The sequence below is a fragment of the Micromonospora sp. CNZ285 genome, from assembly GCF_004637285.1.
The window spans coordinates 6,388,659-6,411,717 of sequence record NZ_SPQD01000001.1; the positions used below are offsets into that span (position 1 = coordinate 6,388,659).

Sequence of the window (23,059 nt, forward strand, 5' to 3'; positions counted from 1 at the left end):
GGCGTCAGAGCCGGGACCACGCCTCGGTCAGCACCCCGCGCAGGATCTGCTCGATCTCGTCGAAGTGCTGCTGGTCGGCGATCAGCGGCGGGGCGAGCTGCACCACCGGGTCGCCCCGGTCGTCGGCCCGGCAGTAGAGCCCGGCGTCGAACAGCGCGGTGGACAGGAAGCCGCGCAGCAGCCGCTCGGACTCGGCCTCGTCGAACGTCTCCCGGGTCGTCTTGTCCTTGACCAGCTCGATGCCGTAGAAGTAGCCGTCGCCGCGTACGTCGCCGACGATCGGCAGGTCGTGCAGCTTCTCCAGGGTGGACCGGAACGCGCCCTCGTTGGCCCGGACGTGCCCGATCAGGTCCTCCCGGGCGAACACCTCCAGGTTTGCCAGCGCGACCGCGCAGGAGACCGGGTGGCCGCCGAACGTCACGCCGTGAGCGAACATGCCGGTCTCGGTGAGGAACGGCTCCATCAGCCGCTCGCTGGCGATCATCGCGCCGAGCGGGGCGTAGCCGGAGGTGATGCCCTTGGCGGTGGTGATGATGTCCGGCTGGTAGCCGTAGCGCACGGCGCCGAAGTACTCGCCGAGCCGGCCCCAGGAGCAGATCACCTCGTCGCTGACCAGCAGCACGTCGTACGCGTCGCAGATCTCGCGTACCCGCTCGAAGTAGCCGGGCGGCGGCGGGAAGCAGCCGCCGGAGTTCTGCACCGGCTCCAGGAAGACGGCGGCGACCGTCTCCGGCCCTTCCCGCTCGATGGCCCGGCCGATCTCCTCGGCGGCCCAGCGGCCGAACGCCTCGGCGTCGTCACCGTGCTCGGGGGCCCGGTAGAAGTTGGTGTTCGGCACCTTGATGCCGCCCGGCACCAGCGGCTCGAAGTCGGTCTTGATGCCGGGCAGGCCGGTGATCGACAGCGCGCCCATCGAGGTGCCGTGGTAGGCGATGTAGCGGCTGACCACCTTGTGCTTGGTGGGCTTGCCGGTGCGCTTGAAGTAGGCCCGGGCCAGCTTCCACGCCGCCTCGACGGCCTCGGAGCCGCCGGTGGTGAAGAAGACCCGGTTCAGGTCGCCGGGGGTGAGCGTGGCGATCTTCTCGGCCAGCTCGACGGCCTTCGGGTGGGCGTACGACCAGAGCGGGAAGTAGGCCAGCTCGCCGGCCTGCTTGGCGGCGGCCTCGGCCAGCTCGGCGCGGCCGTGGCCGGCGTTGACGACGAACAGCCCGGCCAGCCCGTCCAGGTAGCGGCGGCCCTGGGCGTCCCAGACGTACGCGCCCTCGCCCCGGACGATTGTCGGAACCTCGCCGGCGGGGTAGCTCGCCATGCGGGTGAAGTGCATCCACAGGTGGTCGGTGGCGTTGGCCATGTCAGCCCCATCGGGTCTCGGGCCGGTCAGGGGTGACACCGGCCGCTCTGCCCACGGTTATCCCACAGGCGATGCCGATAAGGCAAGCGAACAAGCTTCAACGCGACGGATTCAGCGCTGTATCACTGCGCCGTCAACGGAATCCGCATCAGGCGGTGCCCCAGCTGTAGGTCTGCTTGCGCAGCTTCAGGTAGACGAACGCCTCGGTGGAGAGCACCCCGGGGACGCCGCGCAGCTTCTGGAGGATCTCCAGCAGGTGTGCGTCGTTGCGGCAGACCACCTCGGCCAGCAGGTCGAACGAGCCGGCGGTGATCACCACGTAGTCGATCTCCTCGAACTCGGCCAGCCGGTCCGCGACCGGCTCCAGGTCGCCGTCGGTCCGCAGCCCGATCATGGCCTGGCGGGGGAAGCCGAGCTGGAGCGGATCGGTGACCGCGACGATCTGCATGACGCCCGCGTCGAGCAGCCGCTGCACCCGCTGGCGTACCGCCGCCTCGGAGAGGCCGACCGCCTTGCCGATGCTCGCGTACGGGCGGCGCCCGTCCTCCTGGAGCTGCTCGATGATCTGCTTGGCCACGTCGTCGAGCAGAGCGTGATTGGCGCCTTCACGCACGGTGACCCGGCGGTTGCCGTTCCCGATCTCCTGGTGCCGGTTGACCATCGACGCTCCTCGTGTCCGAATCTCCGTGTTGAGCGTAGTGCCCCGCGCAGTCTGGCGTATTTCGTGGCGACTGGCTATTCCGGCAACGGAATCCCTTGTGAGAGAGGTTTTCTCATGTCAGGATCAGTCGTCCATCGCCACTGACCCTCCCGCCGGCGCGCCGCCCCCGTCCCGCCGCCGACGATGCCCCCCAAGGAGTCGTCACATGCGTAGTCCCCTCCGGACCCTCACCCGGCGTGGTCTGCTCACCGGGACCGTCGGCTCGGCCGCGCTGCTCGCCACCGCGGGCACCCTGGCCGGCTGCGGGACCAAGGGCGCCCAGCAGACCGAAGCCGGCTGCAAGAGCGAGGATCTGTCCGCCACCGAGAAGAAGGTCGCCTTCTCGAACTGGCCGCAGTACATGGACACCGACGAGAAGGACGAGTCCAAGCGCCCCACGCTCGACGCGTTCGTCGCCGCCTCCGGCATCCAGGTGACGTACACAGAGGACGTCAACGACAACAACGAGTTCTTCGGCAAGGTCCGCAACCAGCTCGCCGGGTGCCAGAGCACCGGCCGGGACATCATGGTGCTCACCGACTGGATGGCCGCCCGGATGATCCGCCTCGGCTGGGTGCAGAAGCTGGACAAGTCGAAGATGCCCAACGTCGAGGCGAACCTGCTGCCGTCGCTGCGCGGACGCTCCTTCGACGCCGAGACCCAGCTAGCGGTCCCGTGGCAGTCCGGTCTGGCCGGGCTCGCGTACAACGCGAAGGTCACCAAGGAGATCCGCACCGTCGACGAGCTGCTCACCCGTCCCGATCTCAAGGGCAAGGTGACAGTGCTGTCGGAGATGCGCGACACCATCGGCCTGCTGCTCCAGTCGCTCGGCCACGACCCGGCCAAGTTCACCGCCGCCCAGTTCGACGACGCGCTGAACAAGCTCAAGAAGGCCGTGGACAGCAAGCAGATCCGGCGGTTCACCGGCAACGACTACGCGCCCGACCTGGCCAAGGGCGACATCGCCGCGTGCATCGGCTGGTCCGGCGACGTCGTCCAGCTCGGCTTCGAGGACGAGAAGATCAAGTTCGTGGTGCCCGAGTCCGGCGTGATGCTCTGGTCGGACAACATGCTGGTGCCGAACAAGGCCACCCACAAGGCCAACGCCGAGGCGTTGATGAACCACTACTACGACCCGGCGGTGGCCGCGAAGCTGGCCGCGTACGTCAACTACATCTGCCCGGTGCAGGGCGCGCAGGCCGAGATGGAGAAGATCGACCCGGATCTGGCCACCAACCCGCTGATCTTCCCGGACGACGCGATGCTGTCGAAGGCCAAGGTCTTCATGGCGCTCGACGAAGCGCAGGAGAAGGAGTACGAGACCAAGTTCCAGCAGGTGATCGGCGCGTGAAGGGGCAGCAGACCCCGGCCGGCGACCTGCGACTGGTCGACCTGACCAAGCGGTTCGGCGTCTTCACCGCCGTCGACGACCTCACCCTGACCGTCCCGCAGGGCTCGTTCTTCGCCCTGCTCGGCGCGTCCGGCTGCGGCAAGACCACCACGCTGCGGATGATCGCCGGGCTGGAGCAGCCCACCAGCGGGCAGGTGCTGCTCGGCGAGCAGGACATCGCCGGGCTGCGGCCGTACAAGCGGCCGGTCAACACCGTCTTCCAGAGCTACGCCCTGTTCCCGCACCTGGACATCCACGAGAACGTGGCGTTCGGGCTGCGCCGCCGCGGCATCCGCAAGGTGGGCGACCAGGTCGAGCGGATGCTCGCGCTGGTGCAGCTCGAAGGGTACGGCCGGCGCCGCCCGGCCCAGCTCTCCGGCGGCCAGCAGCAGCGCGTCGCGCTGGCCCGGGCGCTCATCAACCACCCGCAGGTGCTCCTGCTCGACGAGCCGCTCGGCGCGCTGGACCTGAAGCTGCGCCGGCAGATGCAGATCGAGCTGAAGCGGATCCAGACCGAGGTGGGCATCACGTTCGTGCACGTCACCCACGACCAGGAGGAGGCCATGACGATGGCCGACACGGTCGCGGTGATGAACGCCGGCCGGATCGAGCAACTCGGCGCGCCCGCCGACATCTACGAGTACCCGGCCACCGCGTTCGTGGCGAACTTCCTCGGCCAGTCCAACCTGCTCGCCGCCGAAGCCGGCGGCCGCGCCGCCGACGACGTGCTGGTCACGGCGCACGGCGCGCGCTTCTCGGTGCCCGCCGGCCGGGCCCGGCTCACCGACGGGCCGGCCTTCCTCGGCGTACGTCCCGAGAAGCTGCACCTGGCCGACGGCCCGGACCGGGTGCCGGCCGGGCACCAGCACGTCGGCGGCGTGGTCACCGACGCCTCCTACGTCGGGGTGAGCACCCAGTACCTGGTGCGCACCGCGTGGGGCAGCGAGCTGTCCGCGTTCGCCGCGAACAGCGGGCTGGGCGGCCGGCTCGCCGTCGGTACGGCGGTGACCGCGCACTGGGATCCGCGCCACGCGTTCCTGCTGCCCCGGGCCGCCGGTGCGGACGACCAGACCACGCCGCTGCTCGACGAGCCGCCGATGGGTGCGCTGCCATGAGCGAGCGCAGCGAGCGAAGCGGAGTGGCGGCATGAGCGCGCTGGCCCACGTACCGACCTCCGCTGGGAAGCCGGTGCCGCCGCCGGTGCGGCGCGGGCGCAGCCGCCTCCTGCCGTACCTGTTGCTGCTGCCCGGCGCGGTCTGGCTGCTCGTCTTCTTCGCGCTCCCGCTGGTGCAGCTCGCCTCGGCCAGCCTCTACGACCCGGCCGGCTCGCTCTCCACCGGGTACGCGATGACCTGGGCGTTCGGCAACTACCCGGACGCGCTGCAGGCGTACTGGCCGCAGTTCTCCCGGTCGTTCCTCTACTCGGCCATCGCGCTGGTGCTCGCGCTGCTGATGGGCTACCCGCTGGCGTACGCGATCGCGCAGAAGGCCGGCCGGTGGAAGAACCTGCTGCTGGTCGCGGTGGTCGCGCCGATGTTCACCAGCTTCCTGGTGCGCACGCTGGCCTGGAAGACCATCCTGTCGGACAACGGCGCGCTGGTCGGGCTGCTGCGTGACGTGCACCTGCTCGGCCCGGACGGCCGGCTGCTGGCCACTCCGATCGCCGTGGTGCTCGGCCTGACGTACAACTTCCTGCCGTTCCTGGTGCTGCCGCTGTACGCGAGCCTGGAGCGGCTCGATCCCCGGCTGCTGGAGGCGGCGAGCGACCTGTACGCGAGCCCGCTGCGCGCGTTCGCCAAGGTCACGCTGCCGCTGTCGATGCCCGGCCTGATCGCCGGCACGCTGCTGTTCTTCATCCCGGCCACCGGCGACTACATCAACGCCGAGCTGCTCGGTACGCCGAACGAGTACATGATCGGCAACGTCATCGACTCGGCGTTCCTGGTCCGGCTGGACTATCCGCAGGGCGCGGCGCTGTCGTTCCTGCTGATGGCCGCGATCCTGGCGATCGTCTTCGTCTACCTGCGTAAGGCCGGCACGGAGGAGGTGCTGTGATGAGCGCGAGGAGCGCAGCGAAGCGGAGCCCCGCAGTCGCGAATGGAGGCAGGCTCTGATGAGGCGCTGGCTCGCCGACCGGTGGGTGATGGGCGTGGCCCTGCTCGTCCTCGGCTACCTGACGCTGCCGATCATGGTGGTCGCCGGTCTGTCCTTCAACCGGCCCTCCAGCCGGCTCTCCTACGACTTCAACGAGTTCACGCTCGACAACTGGAAGCAGCCCTGCGCCACCTCGGACATGTGCGACGCCGTGGTGCGCAGCATGCAGATCGGGCTCATCGCCACAGTCGTCTCCACGATCCTCGGCACGCTGATGGCGTTCGCGCTGGTCCGGCACAGCTTCCGCGGCCGGTCCGGGCTCAACGGCCTGATCTTCCTGCCGATGGCCACCCCGGAGCTGGTGATGGGCACCTCGCTGCTCGCCCTCTTCGTCGCCGCCGGGGTGCCGCAGGGCTTCTGGACCATCGTCATCGCGCACGTCATGTTCTGCGTGTCGTTCGTGGTGGTCACCGTGAAGGCCCGGCTCGCCGGCATGGACCGGCGGCTGGAGGAGGCCGCCATGGACCTGTACGCCAGCGAGTGGCAGACGTTCCGCCGGATCACGCTGCCGCTGGTGCTGCCCGGCATCGTGGCCGCCTCGCTGCTGGCGTTCTCGCTCAGCTTCGACGACTTCATCATCACGAACTTCAACGCCGGCACCACTGTCACGTTCCCCATGTACGTCTGGGGCGCCTCCCAGCGGGGCATCCCGCCCCAGGTCAACGTCATCGGCACGGCCATGTTCGTGATCGCGTTGCTGCTGGTCGGGGCCACCTCGCTGCGTGGGCGGCGGGCGCGACGGGCCGCCCTCGCGATGGTCGCCACACCGGCGGGCAAGCCATGACACTCCCGCATACCGGCCGGGCGCTGGCCGACGCCGCGCCCGTGTCGTACTGGCTGGACCGTCCGGTTCGCCCCGACCCGCTGCCGCCGCTGGCCGGGTCGCACACCGCCGACCTGCTCGTGGTCGGCGGCGGGTACGCCGGGCTGTGGACCGCGCTGCTGGCCAAGGAGGCCGACCCGGACCGCGACGTCCTGCTCGTCGACGCGGGCACGTGCGGCTGGGCGGCGTCCGGGCGCAACGGCGGGTTCTGCGCCGCGTCGCTGACCCACGGGCTCGCCAACGGCGTCGAACGGTTCCCCGGCGAGATCCGCGAGCTGGAACGGCTGGGCCGGGAGAACCTGGACGCCATCGCCGCCACGGTGGCGAAGTACGACATCGACTGCGACCTCGAACGTACCGGCGAGCTGGCGGTGGCGGTCGAGCCGTACCAGCTCGACGGGCTCGCCACCGACGCCGAGCTGGCCCGCCGGTACGGCCACGACGTGCGGCTGCTCGACCGCGACGAGGTACGCGCCGAGGTGGCGTCGCCGACGTACCTGGGCGGGATGTGGGACGCCGACCGGGTGGCCCTGCTCGACCCGGCGAAGCTCGCCTGGGGACTGCGCCGGGCCGCGCTCGACCTGGGCGTACGCGTGCACGAGCACACCCGCGTCACCGGCCTGGCCCGCGACGGCGCCGGGCTGCGCGCCACCACGGCGGGCGGCGCGGACGCGGCGCCCGGCGCGGTACGGGCGCGGCAGGTCGTGCTGGCCACGAACGCGTTCCCGCCGCTGCTGCGCCGGCTGCGCTCCTGGATCGTGCCGGTCTACGACTACGCGCTGATGACCGAGCCGCTGACCGCCGCGCAGCGCGACGCGATCGGCTGGCGGCACCGGCAGGGGCTCGCCGACACCGGCAACCAGTTCCACTACTACCGGCTCACCGCCGACAACCGGATCCTGTTCGGCGGCTACGACGCGATCTACCACTACGGCAACCGGGTGGCGCCCGCGCTGGAGCAGCGCGAGGCCACCTTCACCACGCTGGCGTCGCACTTCTTCTCCACGTTCCCGCAGCTCGCCGATGTGCGGTTCAGTCACCGCTGGGGTGGCGTCATCGACACCTGCACCCGGTTCTGCGCGTTCTTCGGCACCGCTTACGAAGGGCGCCTGGCGTACGCGGCCGGGTTCACCGGGCTCGGCGTCGGCGCGACCCGGTTCGGCGCCCGCGTCACGCTCGACCTGCTCTCCGGCGCGGACACCCCGCTGACCCGGCTCGACCTGGTGCGCCGCAAGCCGCTGCCGTTCCCGCCGGAACCGGCCCGGTCCGTGGGCATCAACCTCACCCGCTGGTCGCTCGCCCGCGCCGACGCGCGCGACGGACGGCGCAACCTCTGGCTCCGTACTCTCGACCGTCTTGGACTGGGGTTCGACTCCTGATGCGTATCCTCCTCGTCGGCGCCGGTGGCGTCGGCTCCGCCGCCGTATCCATCGCCGTCCGCCGTTCCTTCTTCGAGATCATGGTGGTCGCCGACCACGACCCGGCGCGTGCGGCACGGGCCGTCGCCGGGCACGGCGACCGGTTCGTCGCCGCCACTGTGGACGCCTCCTCCGCCGACGCGGTGGCCGCGCTGTGCCGGGAACACCGCATCACCCACGTGCTCAACGCCGTCGACCCGCGCTTCGTCATGCCGATCTTCGACGGCGCGTTCGCCGCCGGGGCCGACTACCTGGACATGGCCATGTCGCTGTCCCGGCCGCACCCCGAGCGCCCCTACGCCGAGACGGGGGTCAAGCTCGGCGACGAGCAGTTCGCCGTCGCGCAGCGGTGGGCCGCCGCCGGGCGGCTCGCGCTGTGCGGCATCGGCGTCGAACCGGGCCTGTCCGACGTCTTCGCCCGCTACGCCGCCGACGAGCTGTTCGCCGAGATCGACGAGATCGGGGTACGCGACGGCGCGAACCTCACAGTCGCCGGGTACGACTTCGCGCCGTCGTTCTCCATCTGGACCACCATCGAGGAGTGCCTCAACCCGCCGGTGATCTGGGAGGCCGGGCGCGGCTGGTTCACCACCGAACCGTTCAGCGAGCCGGAGGTCTTCGACTTCCCGGCCGGGATCGGCCCGGTCGAGTGCGTCAACGTCGAGCACGAGGAGGTGCTGCTCATCCCGCGCTGGGTGCCGGCGAAGCGGGTCACCTTCAAGTACGGCCTCGGCACCGAGTTCATCGAGGTGCTGCGCACGCTGCACAAACTCGGGCTGGACTCGACCCAGCCGGTGCGCGTACGCGGCGTCGACGTGTCACCGCGCGACCTGGTGGCCGCCGCCCTGCCGGACCCGGCCACGCTCGGCGACCGGATGAGCGGCAAGACCTGCGCCGGCACGTACGTCACCGGCACCGGGCCGGACGGCCGCCCGCGCCGCGTCTACCTGTGCCACGTGGTCGACAACGAGTGGTCCATGGCCGAGTACGGCCACCAGGCGGTGGTCTGGCAGACCGCCGTCAACCCGGTCGTCGCGCTGGAACTGCTCGCCACCGGCGCCTGGACGGGCACGGGCGTGCTCGGCCCGGAGGCGTTCCCGCCGACCCCCTTCCTGGACCTGCTCACCGGCTACGGTTCGCCGTGGGGGATGGAGGAACGATGACCCGGTACGGCCCGATGTACGGCCCCGACATCACGTTCCTCGGCGTGCCGCCGTGCACCGTCGAGGAGCCGGTCACGTACGCCGACGCGGACGTGGTGATCATCGGGGCGCCGTTCGACGGCGGCACCTCGCACCGGCCGGGCACCCGGTTCGGGCCGTCCGCCATTCGGCAGGCCTGCTACCTGCCGCACGACGGCTCCCGCCCGTCGCTGGCGCTGCGCGTGGACGGACTGAAGGACCTGTGCGTCTACGACGCCGGCGACGTGGAGATGTTCAGCGGCGACATCGAGCGCTCGCTCGCCGCGCTGGAGACCGCCGTGCACGCGGTCGCCGCCGCCGGGGCGATCCCGGTGGTGCTCGGCGGCGACCACTCCATCGCGCTGCCCGACGCCACAGGTGTGGCCCGGCACCACGGGCTCGGCCGGGTGTCGCTCGTGCACTTCGACGCGCACGCCGACACCGGCGACGTCGAGTTCGGCTCGCTGCACGGCCACGGCCAGCCGATGCGGCGGCTCATCGAGTCCGGTGCGGTACGCGGCGACCGCTTCCTCCAGATCGGGCTGCGCGGCTACTGGCCCGGCCCGGACACGCTGGCGTGGATGGCGGAACAGCGGATGCGCTCGTACGAGATGACCGAGATCGTGGCGCGCGGGCTGGACACCTGCCTCACCGAGGCGTTCGGCATCGCGACCGACGAGTGCGAGGGCGTGTTCCTCTCCGTCGACGTGGACGTGGTCGACCCGGGCATGGCGCCCGGCACCGGCACACCCGAGCCGGGCGGATTCACCTCCCGGCAACTGCTCGACGCGGTCCGCCGGGTCTGTTACGAGCTGCCGGTGGTCGGGCTGGACGTGGTCGAGGTCGCGCCGCCGTACGACCACGCCGACATCACCGCGTACCTGGGCAACCGGGTGGTGCTGGAGGCGCTGTCCGCGATAGCCCGCCGCCGCCACGACGCCGCCGGCGGCCCCCCGTGGAACCCCACCCAGCCCCTCCTCGACGCCCGCTGAGGTCCCCTCCCTCCCTCCCCCTCTTCCCCGTTGATCTTGCAGTTTCGGCCCCGGCATTCCGGTCATCCCGGGCGCTCGGAGGGCACCAACTGCAAGATCGCGAGGGTGGGGTGAGGGCCTAGCACAAGGACGGGGGTGGTTGGGGGTTTTGCACATTCCGGGTCTTGTCCACAAGGGAGGCAGGTGGTGAGGGAAGCCGGCCGGGGTGGGGCTGCATGGTTCGGGGATGTCGACGCAGCTGTGGCGGACTCGGGAACTGATGCGGGTGCTCACCGTGAAGCGAGTGCGCACGCAGGTCAAGCGGGAGGAGCTGATCCGGGTACGGCGCGGTGTCTACGCGCCGACACCGTGCGATGACGAAGACGAACTGCGAGCCCTGCTGCTGTGTCTTCCTGGCGGCGCGATGCTCGCCATGCAGAGTGCGGCACGCCGCCACGGCTTCGGCGTGCTCCGGGAATCCGCGGTCCACGTGCAGTTGCCGCCGGACGTCGCCAAGCCCCGGCTGCCGGGCCTCGTCGTCCACCACTCAGTCCTGCCGGTACGGCCGGTGCTCGTCGGTGGCCTGCCGTGCGTGCCGGCCGCGCAGTGCGCGGTCGACCTGGCCCGAGGCATACGCCGGATGGACGCTCTCCCCGTGCTCGACGCCGCACTCCGCTCGGGCGCTGCGACGACCGACGACCTCGCGGCCGAGTTGCCCCTGCATCAGGGTCTGCGGGGCGTCCGGCAGGCGCGCGATCTCGTGCCCCGGGCTGACGGCCGATCGGAGTGCCGGCAGGAGAGCCAGTTACGGCTGCTGCTGCTCGACGGCGGGCTGCCGGTGCCGGAGCCGCAGATGTGGATCCACGACCGGCACGGCATTCCGCGCTTCCGCATCGACCTGGGCTACCGCGAGCGGCGGGTGGGGGTCGAGTACGACGGTCTGTCCCACCTGGACCGGGATCAGATGCGGTACGACCGCGACCGGATCAACTGGCTGGACGCCAACGGTTGGCGGATGCGCTACTTCACCGACCGCGACCTGTACGGCCGCCCGTCCCACATCCTCGCCACCCTCCGTGCGGCCTTGACCCCCTGACAGCCCCCTGGCCCCGCCCTCGCCCTGCCCCCACGCCGCCCTCGCGCCCCGCCGACCCTCGCGATCTTGCACTTGCCTACCCCGCAAAAGGAACTTGTCGGACAAACAACGGGCACCAAGTGCAAGATCGCGGGGGAGAAGGGCGGGAGGGCGAGGCGAGGGAGGGCGAGGGTCAGGGGCGGGCGCAGTGGGGGCGCAGGCGCACGCGTTCGGTGGTCTCGGTGAGGGAGTTGGGCTCTACCACCAGGCGCGCGATCGTCGTCGCGGGGCCGGGGCGGAATCTGCCCTGGTCCGCGGGGATCGTGGCGGTCCAGGTGCCGGCGGTGCGGTCGTCGGTGCACGCGCCGATCACGCCGAACCCGAAGCCGGTGACCGAGCCGCGCCGTACCCGCTGGTCGAGGTGCACCTCGATGTACGCGAGGCCGCGCTCGGCGCCGCAGTCGAACCGGCCGCCGACGGTGGCGGTGTGCGCGCGTATGTCGGCCGAGCCGAACCAGTTGACGGAGATGCTGGGGGAGGCCGCCGGGGCGGCGACGGCGGCGCCCGGCGCGAGCCCGAGCGTGGCGGCGGTGGCCAGGGCGGTGAGGCCGGCGGCGAGCACTGGCTGTCGGACCGGGTTCATGCGCGGTCTCCTGTCGGGCGGTGGCGGAACGCGACCCGGTAGCGACTCGTGCGGTGGTGGGACGCGGACTCCGAAGTGGACGGCGTCAGCATCCCACCGCCGCGGTGCCCGCGAGCTGCAAGATCTCGGACAGATCAGCGGTTCAGGTGGGACCGGATGAGGAAGCGGACGCCCTCCGGGGCCTCCAGGGAGAAGCCGCTGCCCCGGCCGGGCACCACGTCGACGGTGAGCCGGGTGTGCCGCCACAGCTCCCACTGGGCCTTCGACATCCAGAACTCCACCGGCTCGGGCACGCCGTCGACCGCGAGCGAGGCGAGCAGCACGTCCGAGCCGCCGGTGCGGAACTCACCGGCCGGGTAGCACATCGGGGCGCTGCCGTCGCAGCAGCCGCCGGACTGGTGGAACATCAGCGGGCCGTGCTGCCCCCGCAGCGACCGGATCAGGTCGGCCGCCGCGGGGGTCAGGGTCACCGGGTCACCCATCAGAAGAAGCCCAGCTTCTTCGGGGAGTAGCTGACCAACAGGTTCTTGGTCTGCTGGTAGTGCTCCAGCATCATCTTGTGGTTCTCGCGGCCGATGCCGGACTGCTTGTAGCCGCCGAACGCCGCGTGCGCCGGGTAGGCGTGGTAGCAGTTCGTCCACACCCGGCCGGCCTGGATGGCCCGCCCGGCCCGGTACGCGGTGTTCAGGTCCCGGGTCCACACGCCCGCGCCGAGCCCGTACAGCGTGTCGTTGGCGATCTTCACGGCGTCGTCCAGGTCGGCGAAGGAGGTCACCGACACGACCGGGCCGAAGATCTCCTCCTGGAAGATCCGCATCGAGTTGTCGCCCTCGAAGATGGTCGGCTGGACGTAGTAGCCGCCGGACAGTTCGCCGCCGAGGTCCGCCCGCTCCCCGCCGGTGAGGACGCGAGCGCCCTCCTGCCGCCCGATGTCCAGGTAGGACAGGATCTTCTCCAGCTGGTCGTTCGACGCCTGCGCGCCGACCATCGTGTCGGTGTCCAGCGGGTGTCCCTGCGTGATCTGCCGGGTCCGGTCCACGGCGGCGGCCAGGAAGTCGGAGTAGTGGCCCTGCTGGATGAGCGCCCGGGACGGGCAGGTGCACACCTCGCCCTGGTTGAGCGCGAACATGGTGAAGCCTTCGAGCGCCTTGTCCCGGAAGTCGTCGGAGGCGGCGCTGACGTCGTCGAAGAAGATGTTCGGGCTCTTGCCGCCCAGCTCCAGCGTGACCGGTTTGATGTTCTCGCTGGCGTACTGCATGATCAGCCGCCCGGTGGTGGTCTCGCCGGTGAACGCCACCTTCGCCACCCGGGGCGAGGAGGCCAGCGGCTTTCCCGCCTCGACGCCGAAGCCGTTCACCACGTTCACCACGCCCGGCGGCAGCAGGTCACCGATCAGCGAGAGCAGGTAGTGGATCGACGCGGGCGTCTGCTCGGCCGGCTTGAGCACCACCGCGTTGCCGGCGGCCAGTGCCGGGGCGAGCTTCCACACCGCCATGAGGATCGGGAAGTTCCACGGGATGATCTGCCCGACCACGCCGAGCGGCTCGTGGAAGTGGTAGGCGACGGTGTCGTCGTCGATTTCGCCGAGCGAGCCCTCCTGCGCCCGGATAGCCCCGGCGAAGTAGCGGAAGTGGTCGATCGCGAGCGGGATGTCGGCGGCGAGCGTCTCGCGTACCGGCTTGCCGTTCTCCCACGTCTCGGCGATCGCGAGGGACTCCAGGTTGTCCTGCATCCGGTCGGCGATCCGGTTGAGGATCAGCGAGCGTTCGGCGACCGACGTGCGGCCCCAGGCGTCGGCCGCGCCGTGCGCCGCGTCGAGCGCCTTCTCCACGTCCTCGGCGGTGCCCCGGGCCACCTCGCAGAAGGTCTGCCCGGTCACCGGGGTCGGGTTCTCGAAGTACTTCCCACCGTGCGGCTTCACGTACTCGCCGCCGATGTAGTGGTCGTAGCGGGACTGCCAGTGGGTGGGGGCGTCGTAGCGCGTCATGGGTACCTCCGCCGTCCGTCTGGGGTGGATGGCGGGCAGGCTAGTCTCCGGGACGTTGCAGGAACGTTGCGCGCGGCAGCGCGTACTCCTCAGCGAGCTGGCGGGCCCGCGCGACAGCGAGCGGCCGGCGGGGCGCGCCCGGCGGCAACGCCCGGGCCAGGGCCTGCCAGGCGGCCAGGTCGTCGGACCCGGCCGCCGTCGCGGTCCAGGCCGCGAGCAGCCCCGGGTCGCCGCAGGCCAGCACGGCGGCGCGCAACTGGCCGTCGACCAGGCGGCGCAGTCGCGCGACTCCCGGCGCGTCCGACCCGGGCAGCAGAGGCCCGGGGTACGCGCGCAGCGCCGCCGCCGGATCGCCACGTTCCAGCAGTTCGGTGACGGTACGGAAGTCGGCGCGCACGGCCGGGCGCAGCCGGTACGGGCGGGAGTCGAGCAGTTCCTCACCGAGCACGCGGCGCAGCCGGGACAGCTCGGCGCGCAGTGTGACCGGGTGCCGCCTGTCGTCGCCGTAGAGGTCGAGGCCGAGCTGTTCCCCGGTGCGCCCCTCGGGATGGTCGACGAGCAGTACCAGCAGTTCGCTGTGCCGCCGGCCGAGCCGGACGCGCCGGCCGCCGACGCGCAGCTCCGCCTCGTCGCGCCCGAGCGCCGACACGTACGCCACGTCCGGCGCGGCGGGCGCGGCACCGGCCAGGAACGCCTCGGCGGCGCGGGCTGTGGCCCGGACCAGCGCGAGGCTCTGCGGGTTGGCCAGGTGGTCCCCGCCGGTGATGTCGACGGCACCGAGCAGCGCGCCGCTGGCCGGGTCGTGGATCGGCGCGGCGGCGCAGGTCCAGCGCTGCACCGGCCGGACGAAGTGCTCGGTGGCGAAGATCTGTACGCCGTGGTCGACGGCGAGGGCGGTGCCGGGGGCGTTGGTGCCGGCGTGCGCCTCGTCCCAGCGGGCGCCCGGTACGAAGTTCATCCGCTCGGCGTGCCGCAGCACCCCCGGGTGGCCCTCCACCCAGAGCAGCCGGCCGGCGGCGTCGCAGACCGCCATCAGGTGCGCGCCGTCCTGCGCGATGCCGCCGAGCAGGTCGCGGAACAGCGGCATCACCCGGGCCAGCGGATGCGCGGCGCGGTACGTCTCCAGCGCGTCGTCGGCGAGGTCGACAGGCGCGGTGGTCTCCGGGTCGAGCAGCGCGGACCGCTCCCAGGACCGGGCCACCACCTCCCGGACCCGGCCGGAGGTGGTGCCGGCGGTGAGGAACGCCTCGTGGGCGGCACCGATCTGCGCGATCCGCTCCGCCGGATCCGCGCCGAACTCCAGGGCGAGCCACGGGTCAGCCACCAGCGCCTCCTTCCACCCATCGTGACCCACCTCACCCCGGAGCGCCAATGCGTGATCCGGGTCACTTCAGCGGTGCTCGCGCCGCCGGAGGACCGGACGAACGGCCCAGACGGCCCCACGCCGGTTGTCGCAGCGTGGCCCGCGTGGAGGATGGCTGCTGCGGACGCTTACGGAACCCTTAACTCCGGCCTGCGAAGGTGTGCCGGACGACGAGGGAAGACACGGGGGAGCGCAACGGTGCGGGTGCTGGTGGCGGACGACGAGCGGCTCTTGGCGGACACGGTCGCCGAGGGGTTGCGACGGTTCTCCATGGCTGTCGACGTCTGCTACGACGGGGACGGCGCGCTGGAACGGATCGGGGTCAACCGGTACGACGTGGCGGTGCTCGACCGGGACATGCCCGGCGCCACCGGCGACGAGGTGTGCCGCAGCCTGGCCGGGTCCGACGCCGGCACCCGCGTGCTGCTGCTCACCGCCGCCGCCGGCATCCGGGACCGGGTCGCCGGCCTCGGGCTGGGCGCCGACGACTACCTGACCAAGCCGTTCGCGTTCGCCGAGCTGGTGGCGCGGGTGCAGGCGCTGGGCCGCCGGTCCACGCCGGCGCTGCCGCCGGTGCTGGAACGGCACGGCGTGGTGCTCGACGTGGCCCGGCACACCGCGACGCGGGACGGCAGCCCGCTCGGGCTGAGCCCGAAGGAGTTCGCCGTCCTGCACGTGCTGATGCGGGCCGGCGGCCGGGTGGTCAGCGCCGAGGAGCTGCTGGAACAGGCGTGGGACGAGTTCGCCGACCCGTTCACCAACGCGGTCCGGGTGACGGTGATGACCCTGCGCAAGAAGCTCGGCCAGCCGTCGGTCATCCACACCGTGCCGAAGGCCGGCTACCGGATCGGCGAGCCGGAGTGAGCCCCCGCCGCCGCATCCTGCTGGTCGGGGTGCTCGCCCTGCTGGCCGGATTCATGCTGCCCAACCTGGTCAAGTCGCTGCTTGGAATGGTGTGGGGGCAGGCCGAGCGGTTCTGCGGCATCGCCACGATCGGCGCGGTGTGCGAGCCGGGCCGCCCGTTCGTCCCGCTGCTGCCCGTGCTGATCGAACTGCTGGTGCTGGTGGCCATCGGGTTCGCCGTCTGGGGCGCTGCCCGCTGGTGCCTGCGGCCGGTGCACGACCTGGCCGCCCCGATCGCGAACCTGGGGCCGCAGAACCTCGGCTACCGGATCCGGCGCGGCGGCCGGGACGAGCTGGCCGGGCTCGGCCGCGCGATCGACGACATGCTGGACCGGGTCACCGCCGGGTACGAGGGACAGCGGCGGTTCGCCGCGAACGCCTCGCACGAACTGCGTACGCCGCTCGCGGTGCAACGCACCCTGATCGAGGTCGGCATGGCCCAGTCGCTCACCGGCGAGCAACTGGAACTGCTGACCGCCCAACTGCTCGCCACCAACGAACGCAACGAGCGGCTGATCGAAGGGCTGCTCGCGCTCAGCGAGAGCGACCAGGGCCTGCGGTCCTCCACCCCGCAACGCCTCGAACAGATCGTCGGCGGCGTGCTGGCCGCGTACGCCGACCGGGCCGCCGAGGCCGGCGTGACGGTGGAGGCCCGGTTGTCGCCCCGGATCGTGACCGGCGAGCGGGTACTGCTGGAACGCCTTGTCACGAACCTGGTGGAGAACGGCATCAAGTACAACCGCGAGGGCGGCCGGCTCGTCGTCACGGTCGGCGGCGACCCCGCGCTGACCGTCACGAACAGCGGGCAGGGCGTCCCCGCCGAGGCCGTCGACGGGCTGTTCGAGCCGTTCCGGCGCCTCGCCCGGGACCGGACCAACCAGGGCGGCGGTGCCGGGCTCGGCCTGGCCATCGCCCGCTCCATCACCCAGGCGCACGGCGGCATCATCGCCGCCCGCCCGGGTGAGGACGGCGGCCTGCGGGTCGACGTCCACCTGCCCCCCGTGGGCTGACCACCCCACACACGACTCCGGGAGCCGCCGTCGCGGCGTCCCGCGATGACACCTGCCCGAGGACGGGACCGGCGCCGCCGCCTCCCCATCCGCAGACGGCCGGAGAGGAGACCGACGTGCCGACCCGTACCGAGGGGAACGCGCCGCCCGACGGCCGGGTGGTCTGGGCCGACGTGGCGAAGGGCGCCTGCATCGTGCTCGTGGTGCTGTGGCACGTCGTCGTCAAGGACTACCTGCGCGTCGACTGGCGGATCGGCCTGCCGGTGCCGGGTGCGTGGGGTCTGCTCGGCGAGCAGTTGCTGCCGCTGCGGATGCCGTTGTTCTTCGCGCTCTCCGGCATCTTCGCGGCGAACGCGGTGGCCCGCCCGTGGCGGGTGGCCGGGCGGCCCCGGATCACGCGGAACCTCTACCTCTACGCGATCTGGCTGCTCATCCACACCGCGCTGCTGGCGCTGGCGCCCGGTTTCCCGACCGACCGGGCCACCGACAGCGGTGAGCTGCTGGCCCAGCTCACCGTGACGCCCTCGAACTTGTGGTACCTGTACGCGCTGGCGCTCTACTTCGTGATCGCGAAGGCGCTGCGCCGGGTCCATCCGGCGATGCTGCTGACCGCTGCGGGCGCGCTGTCCGCGGTGGCGGCGACCGGGCTGCTGGACAGCCCCGGGAACCGGGGGCAGGTCTACCAGAACGTGGTGTTCTTCCTGGCCGGCGTGCACCTGCGGCCGTACCTCACGCGGTGGGCGGACGGCGCGAGCACCCGGCGGCTCGCCGGCACCGGCGCGGCGTACGCGATCGGGCTGGCCGTCATGGCGCCGGCCGGCGCGCAGAGGTGGCCCGGCGTGTACCTGCTCGTCTCCGTGATCGCTGTGGCGTTCGGGCTGACCGCCGCCGCCCGGCTGGCCCGGCACCGCCTGGCCGGTCCGGCACTGGCCCGGCTCGGCCGCCGCACACTTCCCGTCTACGTGATCCACATGCCGGTGCTGGCGCTGCTGGACCGGTTCCTCGCCGCACCGGTGGCCGGCCTGCCCGGGCCGGCCCGGGCGCTGCTGGTGACCGTCTACCCGGTCCTGCTCACCGCGCTCGTGCTGGCACTGAGCCTCGCCGCGCACCGCTGCCTCACCGCGCTCGGCGCGCACTGGCTGTTCGACCTGCCGCGCCGCCGCGCCCACTCGAATCCCGAAGGAGAGACCATGCCCCGAATCGACGCGCCGGTACTGCCGGACCGAACACATGTCGAGGAGGCCGCCCGCGTGCTGTCCGGCCGGGTGGTGCGTACCCCGGTGCTGCACAGCCCGGCGATCGACCGCCTGGCCGGCGCACGGATCCTGCTCAAGGCGGAGAACCTCCAGGACGGCGGCTCGTACAAGATGCGCGGCGCGATGCTGGCGGTGGGCCGGCTCGCCGCCGCCGGGCACACCGGCGTGGTCGCGCAGAGCACCGGCAACCACGCCGTCGCGGTGGCGCTCGCCGCGCGGCGGCACGGGCTGGCCGCGACCGTCGTGCTGCCGGAGGACGCCGCGCCGGTCAAGGTGGACCGGGCGCGGGCCGCCGGGGCCCGGGTGGTCCGGGCCGGCACCACAGTCGAGGAGCGCCTGGCCGTCGCCCGGCGGATCGCCGAGGTGGAGGGCCACCCGCTCGTCGACGCGTACGACCACCCGGACGTGGTGGCCGGGCAGGGCAGCGCGAGCCTGGAACTGATCGAGGAGGCGGCGCGACGCGGCACACCGCTGGACGCGCTCGTGGTGCCGGTGGGTGGGGGCGGCGGCATCGCCGGTGCCTGCCTGGCGGCGGCCGGAACCCCGATCGAGGTGTACGGCGTGGAACCGGTCGGGTGCGACTCGCTGGCGCGCAGCCTGGCCGCCGGACGGCCCACACCCGTCGCCCCGGCGCCGAGCCTGGCCGACGGACTCCGTCCCGGCTGCGTCGGCGACCTGCCGTTCGCGGTGGCCCGCAACCGCGTACGCGGGGTGGTCCGTGTCGACGACGACGCGATCGCCGAGGCATTCCGGCTGCTCCTGCTGGACCTGAAGGTGCTCGTCGAGCCGTCCGGCGCGGCCGCGCTGGCCGGCGCGCTGCGCCTCGGCGAGGTGGCCGGCGCGGGCGGCGTCGCCCGTCCCGGGGACGGGGCGCCGTGGCCGCCCGAGGGAAGGCAGCAGATGACTGTCGGCGTGGTGCTGACCGGCGGAAACGTGGAAGCGGAGCTGGTGGCCCGGCTGGCGGGCGACCGGATGACTGTGGGAGTGGCGGCATGAGGGAGACAGTGCGGATCGGTGTCCTGTTCGGAGGCCCGTCGGCGGAACACGAGGTCTCCTGCGCCTCGGCGCTCGGCGTGGCCCGGGCCCTGGCCGAGCAGGGGCACCGGGTGGTGGCGCTCGGCATCACCCGTACCGGCGGGATCAGGCTGCTGCCCGAACCGGTGCTCGCGCAGCACCTCGGCACCGTGGCGGCCGGCCGGGCGATCGACGACCGGCTGCCGGTCACCGGCCCGGCGGTCGAGCTGCGACGCGGAACCGCAGCCGGCACCGTCGCGGTCAGCGCGGCCGACGCCCCCGCGACTGTGCACGCCGAACTGGACGTGGTGTTCCCGGTGCTGCACGGCCCGTACGGCGAGGACGGCGTGGTGCAGGGACTGCTGGAATCGCTGGGCGTGCCGTACGTCGGGTGCGGGATCCTCGCCTCCGCAGTCGGCATGGACAAGGTGGCGATGAAGCGGGCGCTGCGGGCCGAGGACGTGCCGACCACGCCGTACGTCTGGTTCGACGAGCCGACCTGGCGGGCCGCGTCCGACCCGGAGAAGCTGGTGGTCGGGCTGCGCGGACCGCTGTTCGTCAAGCCGGCCCGGATGGGCTCCTCGATCGGGATCTCCCGGGTGGCCGACGGCGACGACCTGGTCGCGGCCGTGGAGGAGGCGTTCCGGCACGACCACGTGGTGCTCGTCGAGCAGGGCGTGACCGGCCGGGAACTGGAGTGCGGCGTGCTCGGCGGCTGGCAGCCGGAGGCGTCGGCGGTCGGCGAGGTCCGGGTCGCGGGCGGCTGGTTCGACTACCGGCAGAAGTACTTCGGCGACGCCGATCCGATGATCGTCCCGGCGCCGCTGCCGGACGAGGTCACCGAGCGGATCCGCGAGCTGTCGGTGCGGGCGTTCACCGCGATCGGCGGCTGGGGCCTGGCCCGTGTCGACTTCCTCTACGACGAGACCACCGGCGACCTGTTCGTCAACGAGCTGAACACGCTGCCGGGCTTCACCGCCCACTCGATGTACCCGAAGGTGTGGGCCGAATCCGGCGTCGCGTACCCCGAGGTGGTGGACCGGCTCGTCGCGCTCGCCTTCGCCCGGCACGCGGCCCGGCCGTCGCGCGAACACCCCGGGGGTACGCCGTGATCCTGCTCTCCGACCCCCGGGTCGCCGCGGTGTCCAGCCGGGACGACGGCGACCCCCTGGTGGACCTGCGCGAGGTGCCCGGGCTGCGGGTGGACGGGCGGGCCGCCGATCCCGCCGGGGCGTACGCCCGGGTGCGGCGTGGGGTCGCGGACCGGTTGCTGGCCGCGCAGCGCGCGCTGCCGGCCGGGCTGCGCCTGCTCGTGGTGGAGGGTTACCGGCCGTACCGGGCGCAGCTCGACATCTTCACCGGCTACCGGGACGAGCTGCGGCGGCGCCACCCGGACTGGCCGGCGGACCGGCTGCACCGGGAGACCACCAAGTTCGTCTCGCCGGTCGAGGTGGCCCCGCACAGCACCGGCGGAGCAGTCGACCTCACCCTGTGTGACGCCGACGGGGTGGAGTTGGACATGGGCACCGCGCTCGACGCCACCCCGGAGGAGAGCGCCGACGCCTGCTTCACCGCCGCCCGGCACATCCCGGTCAGCGCGTGGCGCAACCGGAACGTGCTGGTGGCGGCGCTGAGCGGCGCGGGGCTGGTGAACTACCCGACGGAGTGGTGGCACTGGTCCTACGGCGACAGGTACTGGGCGCTGATGACCGGAGCGCCACACACCCGTTACGGTCCGCTGTAGTCCACCGACCCGGGTGAACGGTCCGGCCCTCCCGTCCGTACCACGCGTCGAACGACAGCGACGACGGGAGAGAACGTGAGGGTGCAGCGCAAGCACGTGCTGGCGGCGACTGTGGCGGTGACCGCCACGGTGGCGGTCTCGGTGGGCACCGGACTCGGTTTCGCGGACACCGCGCCGGCCGCGCGATCGGTCTGCGCCGGGTCGGTGACCTTCTCCGCCGAGGGCGGACCGCCGGCCGCGACCAGCGACCGGTTCCCGGTGGGCACCCGGCTGCGGGTGACGAACCTGGACAACCGCAAGGTGACCACGGTGACGGTGACCGGGCCGTCCGGGAGCTGCGTGCTGCTGAACGCCGCCGCCATGGACCTGGTACGCGAGCCGGGCAAGAACGTCATCCGCCGCAACGTGGTGGAACGCCTCGACGGCGCCGCCGCCCCGGCACCGGGCGCGCAACCGGGGGAGACCCGCCCGGGTGCGGCGCAGCCGATCGGCGGCAGCGTCTGCTCCGGCGCGCTCACGTTCTTCGCCGAGGGCGGGGCACCCGCCGCCACCAGCGGCCAGTTCCCGCTCGGCACCCGGCTGCGGGTGACGAACCTGGACAACAACAAGGCCGTGACCGTGACCGTCACCGGACCGTCTGGCAGTTGCGTGCTGCTGAACACGGCGGCAATGGACGCCATCCGGGAACCCGGCAAGAACCTGGTCCGGCGCAACACCGTCGAGCTGATCCGCTGATCCTCCGGGCGGAACACCATGGGCCGGTTCTGGGGGAGATCGGGCCCATGGTGTTCCGCGTCCGGGGTCAGCCGAAGGCGGCCGCCAGGATGTCCAGGCCCCGGCCCAGCTCGTCGTCGGAGATGACCAGCGGAGGCAGGAACCGCAGCACGTTGCCGTAGGTGCCGCAGGTCAGCGTGAGCAGCCCGGCCGCGTGGCAGGCCGCCGAGATCGCCGCCGTGGCGGCCGGGTCCGGGGTCAGCGTGCCCGGCTGCACGATCTCCACGGCGAGCATCGCGCCGCGGCCGCGTACCTCTGCTACGCGCGGGTCGCCGGCGGCGATCGCGTCCAGCCGCTCGCCCATCACCGCGCCGATCCGGCGCGCGGCGGCGGCCAGGTCCAGCTCCCGCATCGTCTCCATCGCCGCGAGCGAGGCGGCGCAGGCGATCGGGTTGCCGCCGTACGTGCCGCCCAGGCCGCCGACGTGCACCGCGTCCATCAGCTCCGCCCGGCCCGTGACGGCCGCCAGCGGCAGCCCGCCCGCGATGCCCTTGGCCAGCGTGACCAGGTCCGGCTCGACGCCCTCGTGCTCGCAGGCGAACCAGTCGCCGGTGCGGCAGAAACCGGTCTGGATCTCGTCGGCGACGAACACCACCCCGGCCGCCGTCGCCCACTCGCGCAGCGCCGGCAGGAAACCCTCAGCGGGTACGACGAAACCACCCTCGCCCTGGATCGGCTCGATCAGCAGCGCGGCCACGTTCTCCGCGCCCACCTGCTTCTCGATCATCTCGATCGACCGGGCCGCCGCGGCGGCGCCGTCCAGCCCGCCGTCGCGCAGCGGGTACGACATCGGCACCCGGTAGACCTCACCGGCGAACGGCCCGAACCGGTGCTTGTACGGCATGTTCTTCGCGGTCAGCGCCATGGTCAGGTTGGTCCGGCCGTGGTACGCGTGGTCGAACACCACCACAGCGGGCCGCCCGGTCGCGTGCCGGGCGATCTTCACCGCGTTCTCCACCGCCTCGGCGCCGGAGTTGAACAGCGCCGAGCGCTTCTCGAAGCCACCCGGGGTCAGCGCGTTGAGCTGCTCGCAGACCGCCACGTACGACTCGTACGGCGCGACCATGAAGCAGGTGTGGGTGAACCGTTCGACCTGCGCGCGTACCGCCTCGACCACGCGCGGCGCGGAGTTGCCCACGTTGGTGACCGCGATGCCGGCCGCGAAGTCGATCCACTCCCGGCCGTCCACGTCGGTGATCGTGCCGCCGCCCGCCCGGTCCACGTACGCGGGAATCGTGCTGCCCACGCCCCGCGCCACCGCCTCGACCCGGCGCTTGTGCAGCTCATCGCTGGTGGTCATGG

21 protein-coding genes are annotated in these 23,059 nt (G+C 72.3%); 14 read left to right on the forward strand and 7 right to left on the reverse strand.

The features are described 5' to 3' along the window. Window positions 1–4: 4 nt before the first annotated feature. Together CLT75_RS29625 and CLT75_RS29630 are read right to left on the reverse strand one after the other, a co-directional pair. Complete coding sequence (locus tag CLT75_RS29625; protein ID WP_135243415.1) at window positions 5–1,351, reverse strand: aspartate aminotransferase family protein; 1,347 nt, start codon at window positions 1,349–1,351, stop codon at window positions 5–7. A gap of 148 nt (window positions 1,352–1,499) precedes the next feature. Then, window positions 1,500–2,012 carry an Lrp/AsnC family transcriptional regulator gene (locus CLT75_RS29630; RefSeq protein ID WP_018787551.1) on the reverse strand — a complete coding sequence of 171 codons (513 nt, stop codon included), beginning with the start codon at window positions 2,010–2,012 and terminating at the stop codon, window positions 1,500–1,502. Between the two features lie 205 nt (window positions 2,013–2,217). Here CLT75_RS29630 and CLT75_RS29635 point away from each other — a divergent pair, with 205 nt between their 5' ends. The 8 genes from CLT75_RS29635 (at window position 2,218) to CLT75_RS29670 (ending at window position 11,084) form a co-directional block, all read left to right on the forward strand. Beyond that, window positions 2,218–3,402 carry a polyamine ABC transporter substrate-binding protein gene (locus CLT75_RS29635; protein ID WP_120571549.1) on the forward strand — a complete coding sequence of 395 codons (1,185 nt, stop codon included), beginning with the start codon at window positions 2,218–2,220 and terminating at the stop codon, window positions 3,400–3,402. Then, on the forward strand, window positions 3,399–4,556 hold the full coding sequence (locus tag CLT75_RS29640; protein WP_135243416.1) for an ABC transporter ATP-binding protein: 1,158 nt from the start codon (window positions 3,399–3,401) through the stop codon (window positions 4,554–4,556). Before CLT75_RS29635 ends, CLT75_RS29640 begins: the two co-directional genes overlap by 4 nt. A 31-nt stretch (window positions 4,557–4,587) precedes the next feature. Then, window positions 4,588–5,496, forward strand: a complete 909-nt coding sequence (locus CLT75_RS29645) for an ABC transporter permease (protein WP_135243417.1) — start codon at window positions 4,588–4,590, stop codon at window positions 5,494–5,496. A gap of 58 nt (window positions 5,497–5,554) precedes the next feature. Further along, window positions 5,555–6,379 (forward strand): ABC transporter permease, encoded by an 825-nt coding sequence (locus tag CLT75_RS29650; RefSeq protein ID WP_135243418.1) that lies wholly within the window; start codon window positions 5,555–5,557, stop codon window positions 6,377–6,379. Further along, window positions 6,376–7,797, forward strand: a complete 1,422-nt coding sequence (locus tag CLT75_RS29655; RefSeq protein ID WP_135243419.1) for an NAD(P)/FAD-dependent oxidoreductase — start codon at window positions 6,376–6,378, stop codon at window positions 7,795–7,797. The genes CLT75_RS29650 and CLT75_RS29655 overlap by 4 nt, the downstream gene beginning before the upstream one ends. Continuing rightward, window positions 7,797–8,999 carry a saccharopine dehydrogenase C-terminal domain-containing protein gene (locus tag CLT75_RS29660; protein ID WP_135243420.1) on the forward strand — a complete coding sequence of 401 codons (1,203 nt, stop codon included), beginning with the start codon at window positions 7,797–7,799 and terminating at the stop codon, window positions 8,997–8,999. Before CLT75_RS29655 ends, CLT75_RS29660 begins: the two co-directional genes overlap by 1 nt. Next, entirely contained in the window at window positions 8,996–10,009 is a 1,014-nt protein-coding gene (speB, locus tag CLT75_RS29665) for an agmatinase (RefSeq protein WP_135243421.1), read from the forward strand. Before CLT75_RS29660 ends, speB begins: the two co-directional genes overlap by 4 nt. Before the next feature lie 226 nt (window positions 10,010–10,235). Continuing rightward, the gene (locus CLT75_RS29670; RefSeq protein WP_135243422.1) at window positions 10,236–11,084 is read left to right on the forward strand and encodes a DUF559 domain-containing protein; all 849 of its coding nucleotides are present in this window, start codon (window positions 10,236–10,238) and stop codon (window positions 11,082–11,084) included. A 172-nt stretch (window positions 11,085–11,256) separates the two neighbouring features. Here CLT75_RS29670 and CLT75_RS29675 read toward each other — a convergent pair whose 3' ends face one another. From CLT75_RS29675 to CLT75_RS29690, 4 genes are all read right to left on the reverse strand, one after another. Beyond that, the gene (locus CLT75_RS29675; RefSeq protein ID WP_135243423.1) at window positions 11,257–11,706 is read right to left on the reverse strand and encodes a hypothetical protein; all 450 of its coding nucleotides are present in this window, start codon (window positions 11,704–11,706) and stop codon (window positions 11,257–11,259) included. 134 nt (window positions 11,707–11,840) lie between these two features. After that, window positions 11,841–12,188 (reverse strand): DUF779 domain-containing protein, encoded by a 348-nt coding sequence (locus tag CLT75_RS29680; RefSeq protein ID WP_135243424.1) that lies wholly within the window; start codon window positions 12,186–12,188, stop codon window positions 11,841–11,843. Continuing rightward, on the reverse strand, window positions 12,188–13,693 hold the full coding sequence (gene adh, locus CLT75_RS29685; protein ID WP_135243425.1) for an aldehyde dehydrogenase: 1,506 nt from the start codon (window positions 13,691–13,693) through the stop codon (window positions 12,188–12,190). The genes CLT75_RS29680 and adh overlap by 1 nt, the downstream gene beginning before the upstream one ends. A 40-nt stretch (window positions 13,694–13,733) precedes the next feature. Further along, window positions 13,734–15,017: a sigma-54-dependent transcriptional regulator family protein gene (locus tag CLT75_RS29690; protein WP_135243426.1), complete on the reverse strand. Its 1,284-nt coding sequence runs from the start codon at window positions 15,015–15,017 to the stop codon at window positions 13,734–13,736. 237 nt (window positions 15,018–15,254) lie between these two features. Between CLT75_RS29690 and CLT75_RS29695 the strand changes: the two genes are divergently transcribed. The 6 genes from CLT75_RS29695 to CLT75_RS29720 all read left to right on the forward strand — a co-directional run bounded on the left by CLT75_RS29695 (window position 15,255) and on the right by CLT75_RS29720 (window position 21,718). Beyond that, window positions 15,255–15,920 carry a response regulator transcription factor gene (locus tag CLT75_RS29695; protein ID WP_091418650.1) on the forward strand — a complete coding sequence of 222 codons (666 nt, stop codon included), beginning with the start codon at window positions 15,255–15,257 and terminating at the stop codon, window positions 15,918–15,920. Continuing rightward, a complete protein-coding gene (locus CLT75_RS29700; protein ID WP_135243427.1) occupies window positions 15,917–16,969 on the forward strand; it encodes a sensor histidine kinase in 1,053 nt (350 codons plus the stop codon). The genes CLT75_RS29695 and CLT75_RS29700 overlap by 4 nt, the downstream gene beginning before the upstream one ends. A gap of 116 nt (window positions 16,970–17,085) precedes the next feature. Then, window positions 17,086–19,221 carry a pyridoxal-phosphate dependent enzyme gene (locus CLT75_RS29705; protein WP_135243428.1) on the forward strand — a complete coding sequence of 712 codons (2,136 nt, stop codon included), beginning with the start codon at window positions 17,086–17,088 and terminating at the stop codon, window positions 19,219–19,221. Next, window positions 19,218–20,351: a D-alanine--D-alanine ligase family protein gene (locus tag CLT75_RS29710; protein WP_135243429.1), complete on the forward strand. Its 1,134-nt coding sequence runs from the start codon at window positions 19,218–19,220 to the stop codon at window positions 20,349–20,351. Before CLT75_RS29705 ends, CLT75_RS29710 begins: the two co-directional genes overlap by 4 nt. Then, window positions 20,348–20,983, forward strand: coding sequence for a M15 family metallopeptidase (locus CLT75_RS29715; protein ID WP_135243430.1), 636 nt, complete (start codon window positions 20,348–20,350; stop codon window positions 20,981–20,983). Before CLT75_RS29710 ends, CLT75_RS29715 begins: the two co-directional genes overlap by 4 nt. Window positions 20,984–21,058: 75 nt before the next feature. Beyond that, window positions 21,059–21,718, forward strand: a complete 660-nt coding sequence (locus CLT75_RS29720; protein WP_135243431.1) for an RlpA-like double-psi beta-barrel domain-containing protein — start codon at window positions 21,059–21,061, stop codon at window positions 21,716–21,718. 67 nt (window positions 21,719–21,785) lie between these two features. Here CLT75_RS29720 and gabT read toward each other — a convergent pair whose 3' ends face one another. Then, window positions 21,786–23,057: a 4-aminobutyrate--2-oxoglutarate transaminase gene (gene gabT / locus CLT75_RS29725; RefSeq protein WP_135243432.1), complete on the reverse strand. Its 1,272-nt coding sequence runs from the start codon at window positions 23,055–23,057 to the stop codon at window positions 21,786–21,788. Window positions 23,058–23,059: the final 2 nt, after the last annotated feature.

Coding starts and splice junctions, on each gene's coding strand:
- CLT75_RS29625 (WP_135243415.1), bottom strand. CDS start 1,351: ATGGCCAACGCCACCGACCACCTGTGGATGCACTTCACCCGCATGGCG.
- CLT75_RS29630 (WP_018787551.1), bottom strand. CDS start 2,012: ATGGTCAACCGGCACCAGGAGATCGGGAACGGCAACCGCCGGGTCACC.
- CLT75_RS29635 (WP_120571549.1), top strand. CDS start 2,218: ATGCGTAGTCCCCTCCGGACCCTCACCCGGCGTGGTCTGCTCACCGGG.
- CLT75_RS29645 (WP_135243417.1), top strand. CDS start 4,588: ATGAGCGCGCTGGCCCACGTACCGACCTCCGCTGGGAAGCCGGTGCCG.
- CLT75_RS29650 (WP_135243418.1), top strand. CDS start 5,555: ATGAGGCGCTGGCTCGCCGACCGGTGGGTGATGGGCGTGGCCCTGCTC.
- CLT75_RS29655 (WP_135243419.1), top strand. CDS start 6,376: ATGACACTCCCGCATACCGGCCGGGCGCTGGCCGACGCCGCGCCCGTG.
- CLT75_RS29660 (WP_135243420.1), top strand. CDS start 7,797: ATGCGTATCCTCCTCGTCGGCGCCGGTGGCGTCGGCTCCGCCGCCGTA.
- speB (WP_135243421.1), top strand. CDS start 8,996: ATGACCCGGTACGGCCCGATGTACGGCCCCGACATCACGTTCCTCGGC.
- CLT75_RS29670 (WP_135243422.1), top strand. CDS start 10,236: ATGTCGACGCAGCTGTGGCGGACTCGGGAACTGATGCGGGTGCTCACC.
- CLT75_RS29675 (WP_135243423.1), bottom strand. CDS start 11,706: ATGAACCCGGTCCGACAGCCAGTGCTCGCCGCCGGCCTCACCGCCCTG.
- CLT75_RS29680 (WP_135243424.1), bottom strand. CDS start 12,188: ATGGGTGACCCGGTGACCCTGACCCCCGCGGCGGCCGACCTGATCCGG.
- adh (WP_135243425.1), bottom strand. CDS start 13,693: ATGACGCGCTACGACGCCCCCACCCACTGGCAGTCCCGCTACGACCAC.
- CLT75_RS29710 (WP_135243429.1), top strand. CDS start 19,218: ATGAGGGAGACAGTGCGGATCGGTGTCCTGTTCGGAGGCCCGTCGGCG.
- gabT (WP_135243432.1), bottom strand. CDS start 23,057: ATGACCACCAGCGATGAGCTGCACAAGCGCCGGGTCGAGGCGGTGGCG.